Genomic DNA, 26072 nt, shown 5'->3' on the forward strand with positions numbered 1-26072 from the left:
CCGTAAGGCCCCTCCGGGGGATTTCCCGGTACGTCAGTCTGTCCTGGTCCACAGCTGATTCATGCCTTGAATGACGACTTGAAGCCTGTCATGCCGAATTCGCCGGGCGATTTGGGTGTTTCGCGGAGGGTGGATGTGACCTACACAACGTGCGTCTTCCGGCGCTTTGTTGTCGCATTCGGGAGGTGCGAAGATCAGTCCGTTTTTCCGTTACTTGAGAAAGACACTCAGTGAACCAATCCTCCATACCTCCGGCGGTGGAGAGCTCCTCTCCGCCCGCCGGAGGGCGGGCGCCGTGGCGGCTCAAGGCCGTCGCCGGTGCCACGGCGGTCGTCCTGGCCGCCCAGACCGTTCTCGTTGCACAGGCGGCCGCAGCCCCCGCTGCCGGCCCCGCCGCCACCGCCGCCGCCAAGCCCTCCCTCGGCCCCGCCGAGGCTCAGGACGCGGCCACCGCACACCTCCTCGCCCGCCTGCAGAAGCGCAGCATCGAGATCCTGGACGAGCGCACCGACTCGACCACGTCCTTCGCGGAGCCGAACGGCAGCACCTCGGTGCAGACGTACACCGGCCCCATCCGCGTCAAGGACGCCCAGGGCCACTGGCAGCCGATCGACACCAGCCTCGTCGACACGGGTGACGTCGTGCGCCCGAAGTCGGCCGCGGCCGATGTGGCGCTTTCGGACGGCGGTTCGGCCGAGGCCCTCGTCAAGGTCGGCCGCGGACAGCACTCCCTCGGCATCGGCTGGGAGGGCAAGCTGCCCGCGCCGAAGCTGAAGGGCTCCACCGCGACGTACGAGAACGCCGTCACGGGCGGCGGCGACCTGGTCGTCACCGCCCTGAAGGAAGGTTTCTCCCACTCCGTCGTCCTCCACGAGGCGCCCAAGACGGCTGTGGAGTACCGGATTCCGGTCGAGGCGACCGGCCTGAAGCTCACGGAGACCGCCGACAAGCGGCTGCGCTGGAACGACGCGGCGAACGCGGCCAAGGCGACCGCGCCCGCCCCGGTCATGTGGGACTCCTCCTATGACCGCGCCTCCGGCGACGCCGAGCACATCGCGCCGGTCGAGGTGGAGATCGAGGAGAACAAGAACGGCAAGGGTCAGGTCCTGGTCCTCAAGCCGAGCCTCGAGTTCCTGCGCGACCCCAAGCTCACCTACCCGGTGACGATCGACCCGACCGACTCGCTGATGGGTCCGGTCACCGACACCTGGATCCAGTACGACGACTACCTGACCTCCCAGCGCGGCTCGACAGAGCTGAAGTCCGGTACGTACAACGGCGCCGAGAAGGCCCGCTCGTTCCTCCAGTTCAACGTGGACAAGTACAAGGGCAAGCAGATCCTGGACACGGACCTGCGGCTGTACTCGTACTACTCCTCCACCTGCTCGACGGCCGGCTCCGGCAACCAGGTGAGCCGGATCACCGCCGCCTGGGACCCGTCCGCGATCAGCTGGTCCAACCAGCCCGCGACGACGACCGCCGGCGCGGTGACCTCCACCGCCGCCAAGGGCTACAGCTCCTCGTGCCCGGCCGGCCACGTCTCCTGGGACGTCGACGCGATCGTCCAGGCCTGGGCCGACGGCCAGCCGAACCACGGCGTGCGCATCGCTGCCGTGAACGAGAGCGACGCCCTCACCTGGCGCCGCTACCACTCGGCGAACCAGACGGACGGGTCGCACAACGCGACCTACGAGCCCTCGCTGACCGTCAACTACAACACCAAGCCGGGTGCGGCCGTCCCCGTGTCGCCGCTCTCGGGCGCCGCGACCGCCGACACGACGCCGACGCTGACCGCCAAGGCCACCGACGCCGACGGCAACACCGTCCAGCTCAGCTATGAGATCTGGACGCCGACGGGCACCGCCGCCCTGCAGGCGGGCAAGTCCGCGTTCACCGCCTCCGGCGTGGCCGCACCCTGGACCCCCACCACGGCCCTCGCGCCGGGCAGCTACAAGTGGCGCGCGGCCGTCTATGACGGCACGACGTGGAACGGCACCTGGTCCGCCTGGCAGACCTTCACCGTCGACACGGCCAAGCCCGCCAACACCGCGATCTCCTCCACTGCCTTCCCCGCCGGCCAGTGGTCCGGCACGGCCGACGCGAACGGCGACTTCACCGGCTCGTTCACCTTCACCCCGCCCACCACCGACGTGAAGGACATCCAGTACAAGCTGGACTCCGGCGCGTGGGTGACCGTCGCGACGACCGGCGCCGCCGTGTCGAAGACGCTCACCTTCAAGGCGGGCCCGCACACCGTCACCGCGCACACCCGTGACGCGGCCGGCAACACCTCCGCCGACGTCACCTACGTCTTCTCGGCCGGCAAGGGTGCGGCCCTGATCTCCCCCGCCGAAGGCGACCGGCCCGCGCGCCGGGCCGTTCTGATGGCCGAGGGCAAGAGCACCTACACGGGCGTGCGCTACCAGTACCGCCACGGTGAGACCGACGCCTGGAAGGACGTGCCGGCGCCCAACGTCCGGCGCAGCTCCGACGGCACCGCCATCAGCGCCTGGCCCGTCGCCGTCACCGGCGGCAAGCCCGACTCGCTGTGGTGGAACGTCACCGACACCCTGAGCAACGACGGCTCCGTCGACGTGCGCGCGGTGTTCACCGACGGCACGCTGTCGGACGCCTCCCCGGAGGCCTCGGTCGCCGTCGACCGCAACGCGGGCGAGGCGCCCTCCGCCCAGGTCGGCCCCGGTTCCCTGAACCTGCTGACCGGTGACTACAAGCTCGGCGCCAAGGACGTCCAGGCCTTCGAGGTTTCCGTCAACCGGACCGCGTCCTCCCGGGCCAACCCGGCGGACTCCGAGGGCCAGGCGGCCATCTACGGCCCGGGCTGGGTTTCCTCCATCGGTGCCGAAACCTCCGGCAGCGGCTACACCCAGCTGCGCAAGACCTCGGCGACCTCCGTCGAGATCCTGACCGCCGCGGGCGACTCCACCGCGTTCACGGCCACGGCCGGCGGCGGCTGGCAGCCCGAGGCGGGTGCCGGCACGCTGAGCCTGAGCGGCTCGCTGACCGGCAGCACCTTCACCCTGAAGGGCACGGACGCCACCGTCACCGTCTTCGCCAAGGCGGGTCCGGCAGCCACGACCTGGACCCTCGCCACCTCGGCCGCGGCCGTGGACGACTCCACGGTCACCGTCGTCTCCGAGACGGTCACCCAGGGCACCGAGACGGTGGCCCGCCCGAAGTACCTGATCTCCCCGAGCGAGGCGGTCCCGGCCGCCACCTGCCAGGCCACGCCCTCCACCAAGGGCTGCCGTGTCGTGGAGTTCGTCTACGCGACGGCCACCACGGCCACCGGCTGGAGCTCGGCCGCGGAATTCGGCGACTTCGCCGGCCAGGTCAAGGAGATCAAGCTGTGGGCCACCGACCCCGGTGCCTCCACCGCCCGTGACGAGGCGCTGTCCGCGTACCGCTACGACAAGAGCGGCCGGCTGCGCCAGCAGTGGAACCCGCACTACTCGCAGGGCACCCAGGTCCAGTACTCCTACGACACGGGCAACCGGGTCTTCTGGATGATGTCGGGTTCCGACCAGCCGCTGAACTTCCACTACGGCAAGGCCGGTTCCTCCCTCACCTCCGGCGAGGGCATGCTCCTCAAGGTGACCCGGGCGGCTCTCAAGCAGGGCACGGCGGACGTCACCGAGGGCACCGCGACGAGCACGGTGGTCTACGACGTCCCGCTGACCGGCGCCAAGGCGCCTTACCAGATGGGCGCCGCGGCCGTTAACACCTGGGCGCAGAACGAGGTCCCGGCCGACGCCACGGCGGTCTTCGCCGCCGACCTGGTCCCGGCTTCCTCCACCGGCGCCGACCTGACGGCGGACGGCTACGCCCGGGCGACGGTGACCTACGTCGACGCCAACGGCCGCGAGACCAACACGGCGACCCCGGGCGGCGGCCTGTCCACCACCGAGTTCGACGGCCACGGCAACACGGTCGGCTCCCTCAGCGCCGCCAACCGCGAACTCGCCCTGGGCACCGGCCCGGACGCCGCCGCCAAGCTCGCGGCGCTCGGCCTGACCGGCCTGTCCACGGCCGAGCGCGCCGAGCGGCTGTCCACCGCCTCCGTCTACACGGCCGACGGTCAGCGCATGACGCACGCGTACGGCCCGCTGCACCTGGTCACCCTCGGCAGTGCGGTCGCAGCCTCCGGCGCCAACCCGGCGCTGCCCGCGGGTGCGCAGGTGGCCGCCCGTTCACACACCGTGTACCGGCACGACGAAGGCCGTCCCGTCGAGGCCGCCGTCTCCGGACAGGTCACCTCCTCGTCCACCGGCGCGGCGATCGAGGGCTACCCCCAGGACGCCGACGTCCGCACTACGGCCACCACGTACGACTGGACGACCGGTGAGGAGATCGCGAACAAGGACCCCCAGGGCACTCAGCTGGGTGCGACCCGCTCCACCTACCGTGCCGACGGCAGGCTGGCTTCCACCAGCCTCGCCTCCTCCAACGGCAGTGACGCGGGCACGCTGACCTACACCTACTACACGGCCGACGGCACCGGCGCGTGCGCCGCACGCCCCGAGTGGGCCGGCAAACTCTGCAAGACCGCTCCGGCGGGTGCCATCACCGGCGGCGGGTCCAACCCGGCCGAACTGGCCACCACCGTCTACCAGTACAACCGCTGGGGCGGTGTCACCTCAACGGCCAAGACGGCCAACGGCGTCACCCGCACCAGCACCGTCACCTACGACGACGCAGGCCGCCGCGTGAAGGCCTCGGTCACCGGGGGACTGGGCACCGCCACCCCGGAGACCACCTTCACCTTCGACGGGGACACCGGCCGCACGCTCACGCAGTCCTCCGGCGGGAAGACGGTGACCTACGCGTACGACACGCTGGGCCGCCTGATCTCGTACAGCGACGGCTCGGGCAACACCACGACGACCGAGTACGACATCCTCGACCGTCCGGTGAAGTCGGCCGACTCCACCCAGTCCACCAGCGTCTACGGCTACACGGCCGAAGGCGACCTGGGCACCCTGACGGACTCCGTCGCGGGCACCTTCACCGCTCAGTACAACGCCGACGGCAGTCTCGCCTCGCAGACGCTGCCGGGCGGCTACAAGCTGAAGGTCACCACCGACCCGGTGGGCCGGGCGACCGCCCGCGAGTACACCGACGCGAGCGGCACCACCGTGCTCGCGGACGTGGCCGAGTACCGCGTCACCGGCCAGCAGGTCGGCCGTACCCAGACCGACGGCACCACGGTGTCCACGGACTACGGCTACGACGCGACCGACCGGCTGACCCAGGCGGGGGACACCACCGTCTCGGGCTGCACCACCCGCGGGTACGCCTTCGACGGTAACCGCAACCGCACCTCGAAGTCGGTCACCGGTGACGACTGCGACCCGGGCACCGCGGACGCGGTGACCGCCGCCACGTCGTACACGTACGACAGCGGCGACCGCCTGGTCGGCTCCGGCCGTGTCTACGACGCGCTCGGCCGCACCACCGCCAAGGACGGCGCGACCCTGGAGTACTTCACCGGCGACGTGCTGCGCACCGAGACGGTCGGCACCCAGCGGCGCACCTGGGACCTCGACGCCGTCGGCCGCATGGCGGTCGCCACGACGCAGTCCCGGGCCGAGGACGGCACCTGGGCGACCACCGGCACCGTCACCCAGCACTACGGTGACGAGTCGAGCAGCCCGGACTGGGCGGCGAACAGCGACGGCACCGTGACGCGTTTCGTCAACGACATCGTCGGTTCGCTCGGCGCCGTCACCTCCGGCGGGGGTGTGGTGCTGCAGTTCTCCAACCTGCGCGGTGACGTCTCGGTCCAGCTGGACGTGGCCACTGCGGCGAACTCGGTCGTGCAGCGCTACGACGAGTACGGCGTTCCGGTGGACGGCACGGGCGCGGCGCGCTACGGCTGGCAGGGCAGCGCCCAGGTCTCCAGCGAGACGCTCAGCGGCCTCTCGCTGACCGGTGTGCGCGTGTACGAGCCCGGCACGGGCCGGTTCCTCCAGGTCGACCCGCAGTACGCGGGCGGCTCGAACGCCTACTCGTACTGCGGCGCGGACCCGGTGGGCTGCCGTGACATCAGCGGCACCGCCAGCTACTACGTGTACTACGACCTGGGCCGGACCGGCGCCTCGGACAAGCAGGTGTTCAACTACTGGAAGAGCCACTTCAAGGCGGTCTTCCCGATCCCCGGACGCCCCAACAAGATCACGCGAGAGGGCCAGAAGTTCACGCTGTGGCCGGTGATGTGGGGCATCGAGATGTACTTCCCGGTGACCGTCAACAGCATCGGCAAGAGCTACCTCCAGCTCGGTGCCCGCGTCGGGCACCCGGACTGGCCGGGCGGCTGGGTCGGCTTCGACCTGTACAAGTCGAAGGGACGCATGAAGCTGGAGGTGCGCGGTCGCCTCGGCGGCCTGGCGGCCGTCTGCAACCGGACCTGCAACGAGAAGGCAGGCAGGAAGTACTGGGACAAGCTCGGCGCGAACCTCCGCAAGGTGGTCCGCGACAAGTTCTAGACCGGTTTCGAGCCCTGGAGCCTGGCTCCAGCGCTGAACATGTTCAATAATGAGCCGGGCCGGCCCGCGACCCCTGCACGGGGCCGCGGGCCCGTCCGTATCCGACACACCGAAAGGCGGGCCGCAGCAGATGAGCCCGAAGCGCCCCGCCCACCTGACCCGCCCCGCGCACACCGCGCGGGCCCTGGCCCTCTGCTACATCGGCCTCATGGCCGCCGCCGGCCTGGTCCGCGGCATCGCCGGGGCCGGCGGCGACGGCTACCTCGCCGTGCTCTACTTCTTGGCCTTCCCGGGTTCCCTGCTGGTCACGGTGTTCGGAATCCTTCCGCTGAACGCCCTCCTGGGCAGCGCGACCACCGAGACCGCGAACCCCTTCGGACCGCTGACCTACCTCGTGGGCGGCGCGGTGGTGAACGTCCTGCTGGTCTGGGCGGCCGCGAAGGTCTTCCGCCGCCTTCGCGGCTGAACCTTCGAAGGTCAGTCCGGCCCGGACCGATGGCCCGGTGGGCAGCACGGCCGATCGAGGGGCATCGCAGTCCTACCGGCAGGTAGACGCGGTCGAGGGGGCAGGCATTCACTCGCCCCGTACGACCGGGCCGCCTCACGCGGCCCTCGCCGGAAGGACCGTGCACCATGTCCCAGGTCAAGGAATCCATCGAGGTCGACGTCCCGGTGAGGACCGCCTACAACCAGTGGACCCAGTTCGAGACGTTTCCCCAGTTCATGGACGGCGTAGAGAGCATCGAGCAGATCGACGACTCCCTCACCCACTGGGTCACGAAGATCGGCGGCGTCGACCGGGAGTTCGACGCCGAGATCACCGAACAGGTCCCCGACGAACGCGTCGCCTGGGTCACCGTCGGCGGCGAGACCGAACAGTCCGGCATCGTCACCTTCCGCCCCATCGACCCCACCCACACCGAGGTCACCCTGCGTATGGACTTCGACCCCGAGGGCCTCGCGGAGAACATCGCCGACAAGCTCGGCTTCGTCGACCGCCAGGTCACCGGAGACCTCAAGCGGTTCAAGAAGTTCATCGAGGACCGCGGCACCGAGACCGGGGCCTGGCGCGGCCAGGTCTGACACCGCCACGCGGCCCTGCTGCGTGAGTACCTGCCGGGGGCCGGCCCGATGGCCGGCCCCCGGCGGGTGTACGCCGGTGAAGACGCCGACTGCTGGCCGCGAACCGCTCGTGCCCTCCCCGACCCGGCGGCCGGGAGGGCGGCACGGCGTTGCATCTTCCAGCCGTTCAGGCAGGATGAGCGCGGGAAGGAGCGCGGCGGCGAGAGCGGAGTGCGCCCCGGCGGCTCCGTCCGGTTCCGTCGACGCACCCTCCTCGGCAAGCCCGCCCCGGGTACGGGGACGCGCAGGTCGAAACGTTTCTCCGTCCCTGGACGCATCTCGGTAGCCCGATGTTTCGTTTTTAACGAACCCGTGACCAGCAGCGCAGCCGTCCGACCGCATTTGCTCTTTGCGTATGATCCCAATTTCTTGAGCGACCTTGCCACGCCGTCCGCTGATGCAGGTAGCTATTGCCTACACCCGCTTCCTCGTCCCGGCTCCCGATGAGCCCGGGACAGGCCGGCTGTGAACCGGCCGCCGGTTCACAGCCGGCAGGGAGACGGCTGTGACACCTGCACGTGAGGGAGACGTCATGAAGAAGGCTTACGAAGCGCCGACGCTCGCCAAGCTCGGGACGTTCCGGAAGAAGACCGGGCTCCTGCAGAGCTCCGGCAACGACCGGCTCATCCTGAGCAAGAACTGACGACCGGCGGTTCTGAATCGACGTCATGACTGAACTGCACGAGAGTGCGGGGACGGGCCCCGGCGACGCGCACTTCACGGTCTTCACCGACCATGAGGACGCGGCCGCCGTGGCCCGCTCCTTCTCCCGCCCAGGAACGCGCACCCTGCCGCACACCTCGGGCCGTCCCTGGCTCGTCGGCCACTGGCACGACGACGAGATCGTCACCGCACACGCCGGCCGCACCGGTCTCGCTGTCATCGGCTGCTGTCCGATCGACGCCGTAGATCTGCAGCGCCATGCCGGGCGGCTCCGCGACCTCGCCGAACTCGACGCACTGGCCCGCTCCCTACCCGGCAGCTTCCATCTCATCGCCGCTCTCGACGGACAGATCAGGGTGCAGGGCACCGCATCCGGGCTCCGGCTGGTCTTCCACGCGGCCGTCGACGGAATGCGGGTGGCTGCCAGCCGCGCCGACGTACTCGCCGCCGCGCTCGGCGCCGAACCGGACGAGGAACAACTGGCGGTCCGGTTGCTGTGGCCGGTTCCCCATCCACTCGCCGAGACGCCCATGTGGCGAGGCGTCACGGCCGTGTCACCACACGACGCGCTGATCGTCGCGGCCAACGGCCGGACCGTGCGCCACTCCCGCTGGTGGACACCGCCGGAGCCGGTACGCACGCTCGCCGAAGGCGCGCCCCTCGTCCGTGAAGCCCTGACCGCGGCGGTCGACGCCCGTACCCGGCAGGGCGGTGTCGTGAGCTGCGACCTGTCCGGCGGCCTTGATTCCACCTCCATCTGCTTCCTTGCGGACCGTTCACCGGCCCAGGTGGTGGCCAGCACCTGGCCCGGGCGCGACCCCGCCGACACCGATCTCCACTGGGCCGAACAGGCCGCCCGGTCGATGCCCGACCTCGACCACGTGGTCTGGGACGCCGACGCTTCACCGCTGGTCTACAACGACCTGCTCACCATCGACGACCTGCTGGACGAACCGACCATCGGCGTCATGGACCGCTCCCGGGTCCTGCACCACCTGCCCGCCATGGCCGAGCGCGGCAGCCGGCTGCACCTGACCGGCATCGGCGGCGACCATGTGGCCTGGTGCTCCGAGGCGTACTACCACCGACTGCTGCGCACCCGGCCGCTGTTCGCCCTTTCCCAGCTGCGGGGCTTTCGGGCCCTGTGGCAGTGGCCACTGGGCGGCACGGCCCGCGCGCTGGCCGATTCACGACCGTACGGGAAGTGGCTGGCCGGCTCCAGCGGCCGCCTGCGCGACCCACTGCCCACCACCGTCAGCACCAGCCTCGGCTGGGGCATGCCCCCTCGCCTCTTCGGCTGGGTCACCCCCGACGCCGAACGGATCGCCCAGCGGGCGCTGCGCGAGGCCGCGGCGAACGCGGTCCCGTTGCACCCAGACCGCGGCCTGCACGCCGACCTCGACCAGATCCGTGCCTGCACCCGCATCATCCGCCAGTGGGACCGGATGGCCGCGCGGGCCGGCGTACCGATGGCCTCACCGTTCCTGGACGACCGCGTCATCGAGGCGTGCCTGGCGGTGCGCCCCAGCGAACGCGTCACGCCCTGGAAGTACAAACCCCTCCTGACCGCCGCCATGAGCGGGATCGTCCCCGATGCGTGCCTGCGGCGCACCAACAAGGCCGCCGCGTCCATGGACGCGTCCAACGGGCTGCGCGAGCACCGCGCCGATCTGCTGGCACTGTGGGAGGACTCCCGGCTGGAACGGTTGGGCCTGGTGGACGGTGACGCGCTGCGCCGGCTCGCCCAGCGGCCGGCCACACCCGAACTGCGCGACGCGATCCTCTACTCGACCATCGCCGCCGAAGTGTGGCTGCGCGGCCTCAACAGTAAGACCGAGCCCACAGCGCCCGCCTCCCCATGACAACGGCTCCCCAGCAGAAAGGCACACGCATGGCATTGAAGTTCGGTGCCGACGTCTCCACCGCCCAGACCGACTACGGCACGGTCCTCCTGGACGAACGCGCCGGCGAGTACTGGGAGCTGAATCCCACCGCCACCCTGGTGGTCACCACCCTGATGGCGGGCGGCGACGAAACGGACGCGGTCGCCGCGCTCGCCAACGAGTTCGACATCGACGTTTCCCAGGCGGTGCGGGACGTCGACGCCCTCGTACAGCAGCTGCGGACCTCGGGGCTGGCCCAATGACGACACCGAGCGCACTGGAGCGGCCCACCGGAGTCCCCTTCGCGCGCCGCTCGGCCGCCCGCCTCGTCCTCCTGCCCGCTGTGCTGCTCTCCCTGCTGCCACCCCGCCGCATCCGTGCCGTGCTCGGCCTCGCACGCCGCGGCGCCACACCTGCCACCACCGCGCAGGCCAAGAACGCCCGGGACGCCATGTGCGCGGTGAGCCTGCGCTGCGCCGGCCCTAAGGGCTGCCTGCCCCGTTCCCTGGGAGCCGCACTGCTGTGCCGTCTGACAGGGACCTGGCCGACCTGGTGCACCGGCGTGCGCGTGGTACCGCCGTTCACAGCACACGCCTGGATCGAGGCAGACGGCCGCCCCGTAGAGGAGGGCGTACCCGACGACTACTTCACCCGGCTCATCACGGTCGCCCCAGCGAGCCGATCGGACCGATGACCGACACCGTCGCAGACCTGACACAGCCAGCCTCCGAGAACGACCGCTCCACCCGGGCCGCGGTCGCCACCATGTACCGGCTCACCACCGGCCACCGCGCCTCCATCACCGCCGCCACCGTACTCACCCTGGTCGGCTCCGCCCTGGGCCTGGCTCAGCCACTCGTCGCCAAACAGATCGTGGACGCGAGCGGACGCGGACAGGTACTGGGGCCCCTGCTGCTGCTCCTGGCCGCGCTGTTCGTCACCGAAGCGGTAACGGGCGCGGTAGGCCGCTTCGTCCTGGAGCGCATGGGCGAACGCGTCGTACGAGGACTGCGCCACAGCCTGGTCGGGCGGCTGCTCCGACTGGAGATGCGGGAATACGACCGCCACCGCAGCGGAGATCTGATCTCCCGGGTCACCACCGACACCACCCTGCTCAGAGAAGTGGTCTCCCAGGCGCTGGTCGACCTGGTGACCGGCGCCCTCGTCGCCGCCGGGGCCATCGTCCTGATGCTGTGGATCGACCCCCTGCTGCTGCTCCTGGTCGCCGCGACCGTGGCCTGCGCCGCCGTGATCGTCGCCTCGCTCCTCAAAGGCATCCGGACCGCCTCCGAGCGCATCCAGACTTCCGTCGGCGCCATCGCAGCCGACCTGGAACGCGCGCTCGGCGCCCTGCCGATGGTCCGGGTGCACCGCGCGGAGGACCGCGAAGCGGCCCGCATCGGCGCATGCGTCGAATCGGCGTACACCGCGGGCGTACGCACCGCGAAACTCGCCTCCGTGATGAGCCCGGCCGTCGAACTCGCCGTCCAGGGCTCATTCCTGATCGTCCTGGTCATCGGCGGCCTGCGGGTGAACACAGACGCCAACTCCCTCGGCGACCTCGTCGCCTTCCTGCTGTACGCCTCCTACCTGGTCCTGCCGCTGTCCTCGGTCTTCCGCGCAGTGGGCCTGATCCAGCGCGGTATGGGCGCCTACCAGCGCATCGAGCAGGCGCTGTCCCTACCGGCGGAGCCCTCACACACCCGGACACCGGCCCGGGCGTGCACACCGGAGCCCGCCCGGCCAACCGCCTCGTACGAAAAGCCCGCCCTCGCCCTGCGGAACCTCAGCTTCGGCTACGACCCGAGCCGGCCTGTGCTGCGCGGCATCTCCTTCACCGCCCCTCACCAGTGCCAGACGGCCCTGGTCGGCCGCTCGGGCGCGGGCAAGAGCACGATCTTCTCCTTGGTGGCCAGATTCTACGAACCGGACTCGGGGGCACTGCTGTTCGACGGCCGGCCCGCCACCGAGCTGAGCCGCGCAGAGTGCCGCTCCCGCATCGCCGTCGTCGACCAGAACACCCACGTCGTCCACGGCACGTTGCGGGACAACATCACCTACGCCGAACCCAACGCCTCCGAGGCCGAAGTCCAGCGCGTAGTCGAACTCGCCCAGCTCACAGGCGTTGTCGAACGGCTGCCCGGCGGCCTGTCGGGCATGCTCGGCGAACGCGGCGGCACCCTCTCCGGAGGCGAGCGCCAGAGAGTCGCCCTCGCCCGCGCCCTCCTCGCCCAGCCCTCCCTCCTGCTGCTCGACGAGCCGACGTCCCACCTGGACGCCGTCAACGAAGCCGCGCTCACCGCCGTGATGCGCGACGTGGCCCGAGAATGCGCCGTCCTCGTGATCGCGCACCGACTGTCCACCGTCCAGCACGCCGACCAGATCATCGTCCTGGACGAGGGCAGAGCCGTCGCCTGCGGACGCCACGAGGAACTGCTCACCAGCAGCCCCACCTACCGCGAGCTGGCCGCCGGCCAGATGCTCCGCCCCGCCGCCACCCCGCCCTCGCCCGTGCCGACCGCCCGCCCCCACCCGCACACCCCACTGTGAACCAGGCGGACACCACACCGAAGCCACCTACGGGGTGACTGACGAGGACTCTTCCTCCGGCGCGGCCATGACCAGGACCGGCCGGCCGGGCCCGTCACGTACGCGCTGACCCCCGACAAGCGAGCGCCCGCCTACGGCAACCCCCGCACCCGCACCCGCACCCCTTGCCCGGCCTCGGATCCGCGAGCGCTACGAGCCCGCCGTGGAACCTGCCGACTGGCTGGACGCGGGCGAAGACGCGGATCCGGGAAGCGGCCGACCTGCCGGGCCGCGCGGGGGCACGGACATCCAGGTGTATGACCGCCACGGCCCACAGTCAAACGGGGGACCGTGCGGATGGACAGTGCGGCGGCCCCGTGGTCGTGCGGCAGACCGTAAAACCTCAAGTTTGGTCGAGGTCAAGAGCGGGCAGGCCTCCAGCGCACGACGGCGCGGCCGCGGCCCGGCGTGCCGCGCGCTGCACCGAGTGGGCGAGAGGCGGTGGCACGCATGGGGAAGGTGAGTACGCTGCTACACATGACGGTTCACCCTCCGGGCCCGCTCTGGACCGGCCGGGCCTCCAACCGCGCACAGTGGCTGCTCGCCGCGGCCGGTGCGGCCTGTCTGACGCTCGGCATCTACCTCGCCGTCGACAGTGCCTGGACCGCCGGCATCGTCCCGCTGCTCATGGCCGTGGTGGGCTGCCTCGCCGCCGGGCTGCTCATCCTCTACGGCACCCTCGCCTTCGTGTACGTCGCCGTCACCGTCGACGCCGAAGCCCTCGACGTGCGCTGCGGCCACATCGGACTGCCGCGCCGCACGATCCGGCTCGCCGAGGTGACCTCCGCCGAGTTCCTTCCCCGGATCACACCGCAGCAGTGGGGCGGCTGGGGCTACCGCTGGCGTCCCGAGAAGGGGACGGCGATCATCGTCCGGCGCGGCGAGGGCGTGGAACTGCGGCTGCGCGACGGAAAGCTGTTCACGGTCACCGTCGACGACGCCGAGAACGCCGTCCGGGTCATCCGCACGCACCTGCGCGCCCTCGCCCACTGACCCGTGTCCCGGTGATCAGGACAGCGGCCCTCACCCTGACCGCGGCCCTTACCGGACCGGGCCCGCGGGGACGTACACTCCGCCAGATGAGCAGCAGTGTCATCCGCCCGGCCGGGAAAGAGCCCGCGCACCCCCTCGGCCAGGCCGAAGAGGGAACCGGAATCGAAGCCGCCGCACTCCCCGGCAAGGGGACGTACACAGGGACGGACAAGGGGACGCGGAAGGCGTTCTGGGCGCGCGCCGCACTCGCCGCCCTCTCCGGCGTGCTGCTCTACCTCAGCTTCCCGCCCCGCCCCCTGTGGTGGCTGGCCCCCCTGGCCCTCGCCCTGCTCGCCGGCTGCCTGCACGGCCGCCGCGCCCGGGCCGGCTTCGCCCTCGGCTTCTTCCACGGGCTCGGCTACCTGCTGCCGCTCCTCGTCTGGACCAGCGAGGGCGTCGGCCCGGTCCCGTGGCTCGCCCTCGTGAGCCTGGAGGCCCTCCTCGTCGGCCTCACCACCCTCGGTATCGCCCTCGTCAGCAGGCTCCCCGGCCAGCCGCTGTGGGCCGCCGCCGTGTGGGTCGCCGGTGAGGCCCTGCGCGCCCGCGCCCCCTTCGGCGGTTTCCCCTGGGGCAAACTCGCCTTCGGCCAGGCCGACGGCTTCTTCCTGCCGCTCGCCGCGCTGGGCGGCACTCCGCTGCTCTCCTTCGCCGTCGCCCTGTGCGGTTTCGGGCTGTACGAAGCCCTGCGCGTGGCCCGCGACCACCCCCGGCGGGCCACCGCAGCCCTGGCGCTCCTCGCCGTGGCCGCACCGGTCGGCGCCGCCCTCGCAGCCCGACCGCTGGTCTCCGACGCCGCCGAGGACGGCACGGCCGTCGCCGCCGTCATCCAGGGCAACGTCCCGCGCGCCGGCTTCGACTTCAACGCGCAGCGACGCGCCGTCCTCGACAACCACGCGAGGCGCACCGTCCAGCTCGCCGAGGACGTCAAGGCCGGCCGGGTGCCCAGGCCCGACTTCGTCGTCTGGCCGGAGAACTCCTCCGACATCGACCCGTTCACCCAGTCCGACGCCTACGAGGTCATCGACGAGGCGGTCAAGGCCATCGGCGTGCCCGTCGCGATCGGCTCCGTGCTGGCCCCGGAGAGCGGACCGCTGCGCAACACGATGATCCTCTGGGATCCCGTCAAGGGCCCCACCGAGACCTACGACAAGCGCAAGATCCAGCCCTTCGGCGAGCGCATCCCGATGCGCTCCTTCGTCCGGCTCTTCAGCTCCGATGTGGACCGGGTGCGCCGCGACTTCGGCCCCGGCAAGGACCCCGGCGTCTTCGACATGGCCGGCAGCCGGATCGGCATGGTCACCTGCTTCGAGGCCGCCTTCGACGACGCCGTCCGTTCCACCGTCCAGGACGGCGCCCAGGTGATCGCCGTACCGAGCAACAACGCCACTTTCGGCCGGACCCAGATGACCTACCAGCAGCTGGCCATGGACCGGGTCCGCGCCGTCGAGCACAGCCGCAGCGTCCTCGTCCCCGTCACCAGCGGGGTCAGCGCGGTGATCCGCCCCGACGGGAGGATCGTCGCGCAGACCAGGATGTTCACCGCGGACGCGCTGGTGGCCGAGATCCCGCTGCGCTCCACCCGCACGCCCGCCACCCTCGTCGGGCCGCTGCCGGAGTACGTGCTGCTCGTCGTCGCCGCGGGCGGGCTCGGCTGGATCCTGACCCGCCGGATTCGCGCCCGCCGCACGGCCTGACGCCGGTCCGGCCACCAGGGCCTCGTAGGGTCGGGGGATGACCACACCGGAATTCATCCGCGCCATCCGCGCCACCGCCGGGAGCCGGCTGCTCCTGCTGCCCGCCGTCACGGCCATCGTCTTCGACGACCGGGGCCGGGTGCTGCTCGGCCGGCGCTCCGACACCGGACAGTGGTCCGTGATCGGCGGAATCGCCGAGCCGGGGGAGCAGCCCGCGGACACCGCGGCGCGCGAGGTGTACGAGGAGACGGCGGTGCGTTGCGTGCCCGAGCGGGTGGTCCTCGTCCAGATGCTGAGGCCGATCACCTACCCCAACGGCGATGTCTGCCAGTTCCAGGACATCACCTTCCGCTGCCGGGCGACCGGCGGGGAGGCGAGGGTCAACGACCACGAATCCCTCGAAGTGGGCTGGTTCGAGGTGGACGCGCTGCCGCCGCTGGAGCATTTCGCGCTCGACCGGATCCACCGGGCCCTGCGGGACGAGCCGACCTGGTTCGAGGCCGCGGCCGAGATAGCGCCCGAGGCCGCGCACTAGGCGAAGCAACTCGGTCCGGCCCCGGTCGTCCGGCCGCGGTCTGACGGTGCTCCGGCCGGGCTCCGGCCGCGGTCCGACCGGGCTCCGGCAGGGGCCGGGTCGGGGCCGGGCCGGTGTCGGACCGGGCCGGTGTCGGACCGGGCCGGTGTCGGACCGGGCCGGAGAGCTTAGCCGGCGGAAAGGGCCGCCTCCCGGTACAGGGCGACCGCCTGGTCGCCCATCACGGCGCTGTACGAGACCTCCGGCACGGTTCCGCCGCCCTCGTGGCCGCCCAGCACCCCGGCCAGCGCGCCGTCCACCAGCCAGGGGCTGCCGCTCGTGCCGCCGCTCAGGTCGGGGCAGTCGATCCGGCGCTGGGTTTCGGAGAACAAGCCCGTGGTGTTGGCGCACCGCAGCGGGGTCTCCGCCTCGCGCGGGTACCCGATGACCGTCGCCGTGGCGTCGTCCGGCTGATCGGCCGCCACGGGGAAGCCGCCCACGAGGTCCTCGACGGACCCGCTCTCCCCGCTGTCCACCGGGGCCACCGTCGCGAAGGCGATGTCCGCGTCCGGATCCTCACCGTCGGTCCAGCCGCGGGAGACGTGCACGCCGGTGAGCTTCCAGATCCCGTACGGGGCCTCGCCGTCCCGGTAGCCCGGCGCGAAGACGGTCGTGTCCGGACTGCCCAGGCAGTGCGCGGCGGTGGCGATCACATCGCGGCCTTCGCTCCGGACCACGGCGGCGGTACAGAAGTGCCCGCCGTCCAGACCACCCGCGAAGAGCGCGCCCACCCGGTCCGAGGTGGCGCCCGGCAGGGCCTCGGCTGTGACACCGAGCGGCGCCACGGCCGCGGCGTCGGGCACCTCCATGCCGGCCATCGTGGCCATCGCGGCCAGCGAGAGCAGGATCCGGGCTGCCCGGCGGGCGCGGGTGCGGGCAGGCCGGGGGTGCTGGGGCATGCGGTGGATCATGCCCCGAGCCTCTCCGGCGAACCTATGTCCGGAGCCCGGTATTCCATATGAATCGGCTGTGAACCGTCAGGCCGCGGGTCTCGGACGGCGAAGCTACAGCCGGGCGGCACCCTGCGCGACGCGAGGGCTCAGCGCCGCTCGTACACCGTCACCCGGCGGCCCCGGACCTGCCGGTCCTGCACCACCGTGAACCGCTCGGCCAGCACCGCGGCCTTCACCTTGTCCCGCTCCGCCGACGGCGCCTTGGCGACCTTCGCCGCATCCGTCACCAGCAGCACCCGTCGCTGGGCGAGCAGCGCCGCCCGGATCCCCGCCGGCTGCGCCTCCTCACCCTTGAGGGTCCCCGAGGCGACCGGGCTCCGGTCCAGCGCGATGTCCGCCAATCCGGCGAAGGCTCCGGGGGAAACCAGCGCGGTGTCCCGCCGGGCGGCCGGAACGAACAGCACCGCGTCCCCCGACCGTTTCAGCCGGGACACCTCACCCGCCACCGCCAGGACGTCGTCGACCCGGCTCGCCGGAGCCCGCTTGCCCCGCTCCACCGGCAGCAGCGCCAGCACCGCCACCCCTATGACGCCCGGCACGACCAGGCCCGCCGCCCCCGGGAACCTGGGCGCGGTGGCCCCTGCCGCCGCGCCCAGGGCCGCGCCGATCAGCAGTGCCAGACCCAGCATGCTGAACAGCACGTACCGGTCCAGGAACAGCGGCTGGACCAGCGACAGCCCGATCAGCCCGAGCTGCGGCACCCCCAGCAACGGCAGTCCGACCGCCGCCACCGACAGCCGTCCGGCACGCGGGCCCTTCCACCGGACCACCCCGGCGCAGAGCCCGCCGACCGCCAGCAGGATCCCCGGACCGATCAGCATGTGCCAGGTCAGCGGCGGTATCCACGACACCTGGTCGGACTGGCCGCGGCTGAACAGGATCAGCGGCAGCGCCCCCGCCACCGCGCCCGCGCCGCCCGCCGCCCAGCGCAGCCAGAGCCCCCGCCCGGCCCGCGCCCACCACAGGGTCGCGGCGTGAGCGGGCAGGATCAGCAGCGACAGCCAGTTCAGCAGGGCGCACACCAGCAGGGTGATCCCGTACGCCGTCCAGCGCGGCCAGGCCCGCCGCCCGGGCCGGTCCGCCACGAGCGTGACCAGGAACAGGGTCGACAGTCCGGCACCGGCCGCGACGAGCGCGTACGGGCGGCCCTCCTGGAGGTAGAACTGCACGGCCGGCAGCAGCCCGAGCGCCAGCCCGCCGCCGAGCCCCGCCCAGAACCCGGCGAGGCGCCGCCCGATGAGGGCCACACAGGCCGCGGCGGCCGACACCGCCAGGACGGACGGCAGCCGCAAGGTCGTCGTACCGGCCCCGAAGACGTCGAAGAGGCCGTGCATCAGCAGGTAGTACAGCCCGTGCACGGCGTCGACGTTGCCGAGCATGTCCCAGATCTCGCCCGCCGACCGTCCGGCCACCTGCCAGGTCGCCGCCTCGTCCCGCCACACGCTGTCCTGGCGGGACAGCCCCCACAGACCGAGCGACACCGTCCACACGACCGGAAGCAGCCACACGAGATGCCGTCGCCGGCCGGGGGACAGGTGGAAAGGCAGGCCGGCGGATATGTGGGAAGGCATGGAGATGCGCGGGTCCTCGGTGCGATGCGTGGGCGGAAGGCACCAGTCTATGGACGACACGGACGGGTTTCGGACCGGGTGTTGTGCAGCGCGGAGCGTGATCGCCGGGGCCGGCCGCGCCTAGCCTCGCCGCAGGAGCACGAACGAGGGGCGGTACCCGGTGAACTGGCTCATCCACGATTACCGCGAGAGCGATCTCGCCGCAGTCGTCCATCTGATCGACACCACGGCCGAACTCGGCCAGGAATCCGTCTTCTCGCTCGCCGAGTGCATCAGCGCCCTCACGGACCGGCAGCCCTGCGTGGTCGCGGTCCACCAGGGCGTTCCGATCGGCGCGGCCCTCGCCTGCGTCACCGGGGAGCGGGCGTGGGTGATGCGGATCGCGATCGCGGCGGGCTGGCGCGGCCGCGGTCTGGCCAGCGCCCTGCTCGTCGAGCTGGAGCGGCGGCTCATCGCCGCCCGGGTCGGCCGGATCGCCTACGTCCTGCCCGAGGAGGACCTGCTCGGCGAGGGCCTCCTCAACGCCGGGTACACCCGGCAGCCCGCCGTCGCCTACTTCGAGAAGACGGAGCCGCTGCACGGCCCGGCGGCGGGCCTCCTCGACGACCTCGGCGGCCGTTTCCTCCCCAACGACCTGTGGGCCAAGGTCGCCGGCATGGAGAAGGAGAAGGAGCTGATCGAGCGGCGGGTGGTGCTGCCGCTCGCCGAACCCGAACGGGCCGCCTCGCACGGGGTGCGGCCGCCCCGTGCGATCGCCCTCTTCGGCCCGCCCGGCACCGGCAAGACCACCTTCGCCCGGGGCATCGCCTCCCGGCTCGGCTGGCCCTTCGTGGAACTGCTGCCCTCCCGCCTCGCGGACGAGGGAAATCTGGCCACCGCGCTGCGGGACGCCTTCGCCAGGATCGCCGAGCTGGAACGCGTACTCGTCTTCATCGACGAGGTCGAGGAGATCGCCCCCGTGCGCACCGAGCCCGCGCAGCCCGGCGGGATCCACGGAGTCACGAACGAGCTGCTGAAGCTGATACCGGGCTTCCGGGAGGGCGACGAGCGGCTCCTGGTGTGCGCCACCAACTCCATCCGCTCCCTCGACCCGGCCTTCCTGCGGCCCGGGCGCTTCGACTACCTGATCCCGATCGGCACCCCCGACGCCGGGGCCCGCGCCGCGATCTGGGCCCGCTACACGGAGCGGCGCGCGGACGTCGACGTGGCGGCCCTGGTGGCGGCGACCGAGCTGTTCACGCCGGCCGACATCGAGCACGCGGCGCGAATCGCGGCGCAGGTCTCCTTCGAGCGCGACCTGGAGGCGGTCGGCGCGCGGGGCGCGGCGGCCGCGCAGCTGGGCGCGACGACCGAGGACTACCTGGCGGCGGTCGCGCAGTGCCGTCCGACCGTGACCCCCGCGATGACGGGGGAGTTCGAGGCGGACATCACGGCGCACGCCCGGTTCTGAGCTCCGTCCCCCGGTTGCGGCGGGGGACGGCCAACCGGCCCGCAGCCACTCCCCAAAGCGGCTGCGGGCCTCCCGCACGAACTGGAGGTCCGTGCGGGACGGTCACGCTCCGGTTGGGGTGTACCGCCGGCTGGAGCGTGACGCGCGAAATGCCGCGGAGGGTGTCCTGAGCGCCCTCCGCGACACCTTCGAGTCAACCAGCGGGCGGGGTGCCCGTACATCGGCCGGACGGACACAGTGGCCCCGGCCGAACGGCCGGGGTGTCGGCCACGGCCTCCGGGGGCGATACACCTAGTGCCGTGCCGTGCCGGGCGTCGCGGGCCGGTGAACCTTTCCGGTCACAGCACTAGCGTGCGCAGCGGTACGTGAATTCCACCGCGGCCGTGCGCTGCCCGGGCGACAGCAGCTGGAGCTCGGCCCGCGCCGGATACGTTCCGGCGCCCTGGAAGGTCCAGAGCAGATGCAGCCGGGCCTCCCGCTGCCCGCGCGGGACCCGCTCGGTCAGCTGCTCCGAGGAGGTGCCGTCGCTGCGGAGCCAGCGGTACGTGAGGGTCCCCGGGCGCCCGTTGGTCCGTACGACCGCCACCACGTCGGCCGTCGCATCGCAGGAGGGGCCTTGCGCATCGGTGGTCACGGCCACGTCCCGCACCTCGATGGAGGGCCCGTACCGCTGCCATGCCAGATACGCGAGGACCGCGAGCAGCACGACCGCGGCGAGGGCGTACCGGCGCAGGCCGGCGCCCCGGTGGCCGCGGGGCGCCGCGGCGACGGCCATCGGGAACGGCGCGGGCATGGCCGCCGTGACGCCGGGCCCGAAGCGCAGGACGGAGCCTTCGACCCGGTCGGGTGCGACCCCGGCCGGCCCGGCGGCCTCGGCGATCCTGGTGACCTCGGTACCTCCTGTGAGCTGCGTGCCCGTGCCGTCCGGGCCCTGCGCCGGTTCCCGTGGAGGCCCGCTGAACCAGTGACTGCCGAGGACCGTGGCGCTGTAGTCGTCGCCCTGCGGGGCGGGGGAGCGGGGATCGTTCATGAGACGGGCTCCTGACAACGCAAGAGGTACTGCGAGTCGGACGCGGACTTGTTCCCGGCGGTGGGCTTGGTGGTGACCCGGACGCCGCCGTAGCAGCCGCGTCCCCGGGTGAAGGTGTGGGCCTGCACCACCGTGGCCGGCGAACCGGGCTGGACCACGACCGTGTCCGTGCCGTCCGCCACGGCGTAGTCGCCCTGGGCGGAGCCGAGGAACCACTCCAGTACGACGGTGACCGGCCCGGTGCCCTCGGCGGCGACCGAGACGGTGGCCTCACCCGTGTACACGCCGGTCCGGAGCGAGACGGCGACCTTCGTGACCTTCAGCGTCGGCGTCGGCGTCGGAGTGGGCGTCGGAGTGGGCGTGGGCTTGGGCGTCCAGGCCGGAGTCGGCGTCGTCGTCCAACTCGGCGTCGGCTTCGGGGTCGTCGCAGTGGGCGTGGGCGTGAGGATCGGGGACGGGGACGGGGACGGCGAGGGAGAGGGGCTCGGCGACATGGACGGGGACACGGCCGCACTAGGGGCCGCGGTCGGCGAAGCCGGCCCGGCAGGCGAGGCGCTCGTCGTGGCGAACGCGCTCAGGGCGGAGGCCCCGCCGGGGGCCGCGCCGATCGCGTCCGTCGTGAGGATCAGCGCGGCCCCCAGGACCAGCGCCACCCCCGCCGCGAACCAGCCGCCGCGCCCGGGGGCCCAGCCGGAGCCACTGCTCAGCGTGGTCGTGGCCACCGACGTGGTGCCCGCCGCCGCCTCGCCCGCCGAGGGGAACAGCAGCGGCAGCAGCGCCGCCATGGCCGCCAGCCTGCGCTGCCCGCGCTCCTCCCAGTCGGGGCCGTACGCGGCGAGCGCCACACCTTCCAGTTCCGCCACGAACACCTCGGCGTTCTCCGGCCGGTGCTCCGGCTGCTTGGCCAGCCCCCGCCGGATCAGCGGGCGTACGGGCTCCGGGGCCTCGGTCTCCGGCACCGGCGCCTCTATGTGCTGGACCGCGAGCTCCGCGAAGTTGTCACCGTCGTAGGGCTTGCGCCCGGTCAGGCACTCGAAGAAGGTCGCAGTCGCCGCGTACACGTCGGCCGCCGGCGAAGCGGGCCGGCCCTGCCACTGCTCGGGGGCCATGTAGGCGGGCGTTCCGGCCACCCCGGGCGTGGTCCCGCGCCCCGCCGCGATGCCGAAGTCGACCAGCTTCGAGGAGCCGTCCGCCGCGACCAGCACGTTCTCCGGCTTGTAGTCGCGGTGGACGACGCCGGCCCGGTGCGCCGCGGCGAGCCCGAGGAGGGAGCCCTTCAGCAGCACCAGCGCGGCTTCGGCCTCGGCCCGCCCGGACTGCCTCAGCAGCGCGCGCAGGGAGATGCCGTCCACCAGTTCCATGACGATGGCCGCCCCGCCGGGAGCTTCCACGTACTCGTACAGCCCCACCACGTACGGCGACCGCAGTCCGCCGAGGAGCCGCGCCTCGGCCCTGAACTCCTGTACGAAGACGGTGTCCTCGCGCAGGCGGTCGCTGAGGTACTTCACGGCGACCGCCGTGCCCGTACCGTCGTGGACGGCGAGCACCACGCGGCCGCTGCCGCCCGAGCCGAGTTCCCGGATCTCCGAGTAACCGGGGACCGTCCACGTGCTGTTCATCGTTCCCGCCCTCTGCCGTGGCGTCGCCACGCCGCCACCAACGTCCCCCGGCTGGCCGGTCCTGGCCGGTCCTGGCCGATCGGTGACCGGCCCCTGTGGGCCGGTCTTCCCCTGGGACGTGGTTTCCGCCACGGCCGGTTCCCACCCCGTGGGGCGTATCGGAGTGTGTCCCGGACCGGTCGCGGGACGGTGTCTAGGCCGCGGCCGGGACCGCTCCGATCATGGCGTGCAGCCGCTCGGCCGCCGCCCGCCCGAAGGCCGGGTCGTTGATGTGGGTGTCGTAGTCGTGGAGCCGGGCGGTGCTGCCCCGCAAGCCGTCGCGCAGCGCCGAGAACAGGGCCCGGTCCGCGCCGGGATCGTGGTACGGGCCGCCCGGCGCACCGAGCGTGGACAGTCCGCGGAGCGGGATGCACACGGCTGTGGGCCCGGTCGCCGCGCGGAGTTTGGCGGCGACTCTGCGGCCGAGCTCCGTGCACTCGGCCTCGGTCGTACGGACCACCGTGACGGACGGGTTGTGGACGCGCACGCGCCGGTCGCGGGCCCGCTCGGGCAGGGTCTCCAGCGGGCCGAACTTCACCATGTCCAGCGCCCCCAGGCTCACCACCTGCGGAATCCCGGCCCGCCCGGCCGCGCTGAGCCGGTCGGGGCCCGCGCTCAGGATGCCGCCGCACAGGTCGTCCGCGAGTTCGCTGAGGGTGAGGTCGAGGACGCCCGCGAAGATGCCCTGTCCGGCCAGGGTCTCCAGGGTCCGGCCGCCGGTGCCGCTGACGTGGAAGACCAGTACCTCGTAGCCCAGTTCGGTCAGCCGCTCCCGGGCCGCGTCCACGCCGGTCGTGGTCACGCCCGCCATGCTCGTCGCGATCAGCGGGCGGGCGCCCTCGCCCAGCGTGGCCGGGCGGTGCGGGTCGAGGCAGGACCGGGCGTAGGCCTTGGCCATTGCGGCGACCGCCTCCACCGCGTTCGCCATGATCGGCGCGGAGACGCTGTTGATCCCCGCGATGTCCACCACGCTGTACATCATCGTGATGTCCGAGGACCCGACGTACGGGGCGACGTTCCCGGACGCCATGGACGAGACCATGAGCTTCGGTACGCCCAGGGGCAGGGCCCGCATCGCCCGGGTGGCGATGGAGGTGCCCCCGCTCCCGCCGATCGAGAGCACCCCGTGCAGCCGGCCTTCGGCGTGCAGGCGTGACAGGGTCGCCTCGGCGCCCCGTGCCATCGTGGTCACGGCCGCGCCCCGGTCGGCGGCCGCGCGCAGTACTGACAGTTCCGTTCCCGCTGCCCGCGCCACCGCGTCCCGCGGCACGTCGGCGGGCACCCGTGGCTCCCCCATGATTCCTGTGTCGACCAGTACCACCTCGACGCCGGCGCGCAGCAGTTTCTCGCGCAGCCAGCCGTACTCCACACCCTTGGTGTCCAGGGTTCCCACCAGCACGACGTTCGTCATAGGTGCAATGTCCATGCGGGCGGGGTTCGCTGGCAAGTAAAGGGAAGGTCAACCATTCCGCTTCAGGAGTTCCAACAACGTCTCCAGGAAGGGGATCTGAGAGGCGATCAGCTTGTTCTCGGCCACCGGGGGAGGGAACCAGGCCACCCGGTCCAGCTCGGGGAACTCCTGCACGTTTCCCGAGTGCGGCGGCCACTCCATGGTGAAGGTCCCGGGCTCCATCAGCGCGGGGTCGAGGTCCGCCTCCACCGCCCAGACGGTCACCAGCTTTCCGCTGCGCAGTCGTACCTCCCCCAGCGGCAGGTACTCGCCCTCCGGCGGCGGCAGCCCGATCTCCTCGGTGAACTCCCGCCGGGCCGCGTCCCGCGGCGTCTCGTCGGGACCGTACTCGCCCTTGGGGATGCCCCAGCCCCCGGCGTCCCGGTCGGCCCAGAGCGGGCCGCCCATGTGCCCCAGCAGGACCTCGACTCCCGGCTCCGCCTCCTGTCCGCCGGTCCGGCGGAACAGGAGCAGGCCGGCGCTGCGCTTGTGCGTCATGGGCCATGTATGCCCCGTGCGCGCGGCGGCCAGTGATCCGCGAGCAGGGTTCGGACGTCCGGGGACCGGTTTCACGGGCGGTCACTGGTCCTGCGGTCACTGGTCCTGCGGTCACTGGTCCTGCGGTCACTGGTCGTGATGTCACTGGTCGTGCCGCAGCGGCCCGCGGTCAGTGGTCGTGCGGGCCGTGCCGGTGGACCGGGCCGTGGGCGTCCGCGCAGTGCGGGTCGTAGGCCGGGTCCTCGCCCGGTCGGCCGAGCGTGAGCAGGGAGTCCTGCACGTGGTCCACCTGGAGCGTGGTGTGCGTGATCCCGTACTCCTTGCTCAGCAGCTGCTCCAGGTCGCGGCGTACGGCGTGGCAGTCGCCCGCCGGCTCCACGAGCACGTGCGCGGAGAGCGCCGCCTGCCCGGAGGTGATGGTCCATATGTGCAGGTCGTGCACTTCGGTGACCGGCGGCTGCTGGACGAGCCGGTCACCGACCGCGTCCGGGTCCAGGTGGGCCGGGGCGGCCTCCAGGAAGATCCGGCCGGAGTCGCGGACCAGCCCGTAGCCCGCCTTGACCATCAGGGCCACCACCACCAGGGTGGCGATCGCGTCGGCCTGCCGGAATCCGGTGGTGAGGACGATCAGACCGGCGACGGCGGTCCCGATGAAGGCGAAGAGGTCGTTCAGGATGTGCTGGTAGGCGCCCTCGACGGCGAGCGAGGAACGGTTCGCCCTGGAGATGCACCAGGCCGCGGCGACATTGACGGCGATGCCCGCGAGCGCGGTCACCACGACCAGACCGCCCTCCACCGGCGGCGGGTCGGCCAGCCGCCGCACCGCCTCGTACGTCAGCCAGATCGCCAGCAGGAACAGGGTCAGGCCGTTGGCCTGCGCGGAGAGTATCTCCGCCCGCTTGAGGCCGTACGTGTACCCGCCGCGCGCGGGACGGGCGGCCAGCCGCATCGCGATCAGCGCGAGGATGATCGAGACGGCGTCGGTCAGCATGTGGGCGGCGTCCGAGATCAGGGCCAGGGAGTTGGCCAGGACGCCGACGACCACCTCGATGGCCATGAAAGCGCAGATCAGGATGAGCGCGATCGCCAGCCAGCGCCGGTCGGCGTCGGCGGACACCCCGTGACTGTGGCCCGCGTGGCCCCCGTGGCCCCCGTGGTCCGTGTCGCTCGCGTGGCCCGTGGTGGCCCGTCCCGGCCCATGCCCGTGATCGGCGTGGTCCTGCGCGTCGTGCCCGCTCATGGTGTCCCCCGTCTCATCGACTCACCCGTTTGTTCGGTTCTGTCGCGTGTAGTGAAGCGCACCCCGGCGCGAGGAGCAAAGGCTGCAACGGGGACCGTTGTCATTACCCATAAGAGGCCTCTGACCTGCGACGATGCCCGCCGCTGCCGGGTCTTGCGGATC

General features: G+C 72.1%; 19 protein-coding genes. 12 read left to right on the forward strand and 7 right to left on the reverse strand.

Annotated features, from left to right (window positions below):
- The first annotated feature begins 230 nt into the window (after positions 1–230).
- The 11 genes from ABZX75_RS19385 to ABZX75_RS19435 all read left to right on the forward strand — a co-directional run bounded on the left by ABZX75_RS19385 (position 231) and on the right by ABZX75_RS19435 (position 16021).
- Positions 231–6503 carry a DNRLRE domain-containing protein gene (locus tag ABZX75_RS19385; protein WP_355411999.1) on the forward strand — a complete coding sequence of 2091 codons (6273 nt, stop codon included), beginning with the start codon at positions 231–233 and terminating at the stop codon, positions 6501–6503.
- A 130-nt stretch (positions 6504–6633) separates the two neighbouring features.
- Positions 6634–6969, forward strand: coding sequence for a hypothetical protein (locus ABZX75_RS19390; protein WP_355412001.1), 336 nt, complete (start codon positions 6634–6636; stop codon positions 6967–6969).
- Between the two features lie 167 nt (positions 6970–7136).
- Positions 7137–7586 carry an SRPBCC family protein gene (locus ABZX75_RS19395; protein ID WP_355412003.1) on the forward strand — a complete coding sequence of 150 codons (450 nt, stop codon included), beginning with the start codon at positions 7137–7139 and terminating at the stop codon, positions 7584–7586.
- Positions 7587–8157: 571 nt separating this feature from the next.
- Complete coding sequence (locus tag ABZX75_RS19400) at positions 8158–8268, forward strand: keywimysin-related RiPP (RefSeq protein ID WP_215072813.1); 111 nt, start codon at positions 8158–8160, stop codon at positions 8266–8268.
- A gap of 25 nt (positions 8269–8293) precedes the next feature.
- A complete protein-coding gene (locus ABZX75_RS19405) occupies positions 8294–10150 on the forward strand; it encodes a lasso peptide isopeptide bond-forming cyclase (protein WP_355412005.1) in 1857 nt (618 codons plus the stop codon).
- Between the two features lie 29 nt (positions 10151–10179).
- Positions 10180–10434 (forward strand): lasso peptide biosynthesis PqqD family chaperone, encoded by a 255-nt coding sequence (locus tag ABZX75_RS19410; RefSeq protein ID WP_355412007.1) that lies wholly within the window; start codon positions 10180–10182, stop codon positions 10432–10434.
- Entirely contained in the window at positions 10431–10865 is a 435-nt protein-coding gene (locus ABZX75_RS19415) for a lasso peptide biosynthesis B2 protein (RefSeq protein WP_355412009.1), read from the forward strand. The genes ABZX75_RS19410 and ABZX75_RS19415 overlap by 4 nt, the downstream gene beginning before the upstream one ends.
- Complete coding sequence (locus tag ABZX75_RS19420) at positions 10862–12721, forward strand: ABC transporter ATP-binding protein (RefSeq protein ID WP_355412011.1); 1860 nt, start codon at positions 10862–10864, stop codon at positions 12719–12721. Before ABZX75_RS19415 ends, ABZX75_RS19420 begins: the two co-directional genes overlap by 4 nt.
- Before the next feature lie 516 nt (positions 12722–13237).
- Positions 13238–13753 (forward strand): hypothetical protein, encoded by a 516-nt coding sequence (locus ABZX75_RS19425; protein ID WP_355412013.1) that lies wholly within the window; start codon positions 13238–13240, stop codon positions 13751–13753.
- Between the two features lie 86 nt (positions 13754–13839).
- Positions 13840–15486 (forward strand): apolipoprotein N-acyltransferase, encoded by a 1647-nt coding sequence (lnt, locus tag ABZX75_RS19430; RefSeq protein WP_355412015.1) that lies wholly within the window; start codon positions 13840–13842, stop codon positions 15484–15486.
- A gap of 37 nt (positions 15487–15523) precedes the next feature.
- The gene (locus tag ABZX75_RS19435) at positions 15524–16021 is read left to right on the forward strand and encodes an NUDIX domain-containing protein (RefSeq protein ID WP_355412017.1); all 498 of its coding nucleotides are present in this window, start codon (positions 15524–15526) and stop codon (positions 16019–16021) included.
- Positions 16022–16188: 167 nt separating this feature from the next.
- Here ABZX75_RS19435 and ABZX75_RS19440 read toward each other — a convergent pair whose 3' ends face one another.
- On the reverse strand, positions 16189–16959 hold the full coding sequence (locus ABZX75_RS19440; RefSeq protein WP_355412019.1) for a trypsin-like serine protease: 771 nt from the start codon (positions 16957–16959) through the stop codon (positions 16189–16191).
- Between the two features lie 140 nt (positions 16960–17099).
- Positions 17100–18584 (reverse strand): hypothetical protein, encoded by a 1485-nt coding sequence (locus ABZX75_RS19445; RefSeq protein WP_355412021.1) that lies wholly within the window; start codon positions 18582–18584, stop codon positions 17100–17102.
- A gap of 160 nt (positions 18585–18744) precedes the next feature.
- Here ABZX75_RS19445 and ABZX75_RS19450 point away from each other — a divergent pair, with 160 nt between their 5' ends.
- The gene (locus ABZX75_RS19450; protein WP_355412023.1) at positions 18745–20034 is read left to right on the forward strand and encodes a bifunctional GNAT family N-acetyltransferase/ATP-binding protein; all 1290 of its coding nucleotides are present in this window, start codon (positions 18745–18747) and stop codon (positions 20032–20034) included.
- Between the two features lie 346 nt (positions 20035–20380).
- Here ABZX75_RS19450 and ABZX75_RS19455 read toward each other — a convergent pair whose 3' ends face one another.
- The 5 genes from ABZX75_RS19455 to ABZX75_RS19475 all read right to left on the reverse strand — a co-directional run bounded on the left by ABZX75_RS19455 (position 20381) and on the right by ABZX75_RS19475 (position 25910).
- Positions 20381–21064, reverse strand: a complete 684-nt coding sequence (locus tag ABZX75_RS19455; protein WP_355412025.1) for a hypothetical protein — start codon at positions 21062–21064, stop codon at positions 20381–20383.
- Positions 21061–22683 (reverse strand): serine/threonine-protein kinase, encoded by a 1623-nt coding sequence (locus ABZX75_RS19460; protein WP_355412027.1) that lies wholly within the window; start codon positions 22681–22683, stop codon positions 21061–21063. Before ABZX75_RS19460 ends, ABZX75_RS19455 begins: the two co-directional genes overlap by 4 nt.
- Before the next feature lie 193 nt (positions 22684–22876).
- On the reverse strand, positions 22877–24133 hold the full coding sequence (locus ABZX75_RS19465; RefSeq protein ID WP_355412029.1) for a Tm-1-like ATP-binding domain-containing protein: 1257 nt from the start codon (positions 24131–24133) through the stop codon (positions 22877–22879).
- A 48-nt stretch (positions 24134–24181) separates the two neighbouring features.
- Complete coding sequence (locus ABZX75_RS19470) at positions 24182–24670, reverse strand: NUDIX domain-containing protein (RefSeq protein WP_355412031.1); 489 nt, start codon at positions 24668–24670, stop codon at positions 24182–24184.
- 169 nt (positions 24671–24839) lie between these two features.
- Positions 24840–25910, reverse strand: a complete 1071-nt coding sequence (locus ABZX75_RS19475) for a cation diffusion facilitator family transporter (protein ID WP_355412032.1) — start codon at positions 25908–25910, stop codon at positions 24840–24842.
- Positions 25911–26072 lie beyond the last annotated feature (162 nt).

Source organism: Streptomyces sp. NPDC003038 (assembly GCF_040611115.1).
Lineage (GTDB): Bacteria > Actinomycetota > Actinomycetes > Streptomycetales > Streptomycetaceae > Streptomyces.